The organism is Alcanivorax sp. HI0044, assembly GCF_001634945.1.
In genome coordinates this window covers 1-805 of the sequence record NZ_LWEZ01001626.1, presented here as the reverse complement: position 1 = coordinate 805, position 805 = coordinate 1, and the positions used below count along the sequence as shown (strand labels likewise).

The window sequence follows — 805 nt, the reverse complement described above, 5'->3', positions numbered from 1 at the left end:
GCTGTTCCAGTTCTGCAATGCGCATAGGAGGCTCACTTATTCCCTGTTGACCTTAGAGCGTACTCTACACCTTAGCGTAGTCATGAGCTTTCTCCGCACCTCACTGAAAACAGGAAAAGGACATCACCATGATCTTCTTTATCACCGGGGCCACCGGCTTCATTGGTCGCCACGTCTGCGCCAGCCTGACCCGCCATAACCACGCCGTGGTCGCCATGCTGCGACAACCCGAGGTTCAACTCGACACCCTGCGCCAGCAGGTGGACAGCCTCGGCGGGCAAGGCCACTTGCTCCAGGCGATCAGCGGCGATCTGGACCAACCGGAACTGGGCCTGACCACCGCGCTCCCCAAACTCGATGCCATCATCCACCTCGGCGCCCGTTTCGCCTGGCGGCTCGATACCGATACCGCCCGCCGCACCAATGTAACGGGAAGCCTGGCCGTGGCCGAACTGGCACGCCGCCAGCAATGCCGTTTGGTGTTTATCAGCGGTTTTATGCTGGAAAATCACGGGCACCTGAATCGGCTTGGCATTGATCCCGCCACCCCATCACACACTGAATGGCCGAAGGTTTACCGGCGGGCTGGCGGCTATGAAGCCAGCAAACTGGAAGCGGCCATTCGCGCCCGTGCCTTTGCCAGACAGCACGCACTCGATTTTGTGGAAGTCCAGCCCGCCACCGTTGCCGGCAATAGCCATACCGGTGAGCTGGATAACAGCCAACCGTTATACAGCCTGCTCGATAACCTGGCCTGCGGCCGCCTGGCATTGGTACCCGGCACCCGGGCACACTGGCTTCCCCT

Annotated in this window: 1 protein-coding gene; it reads left to right on the top strand. The window is 60.6% G+C overall.

What is annotated here, in order from left to right; translation table 11 throughout:
• Window positions 1-128: 128 nt before the first annotated feature.
• Window positions 129-805: SDR family oxidoreductase (locus A3730_RS24495; protein WP_156501339.1), on the top strand; the 677-nt coding region annotated here is incomplete at its 3' end.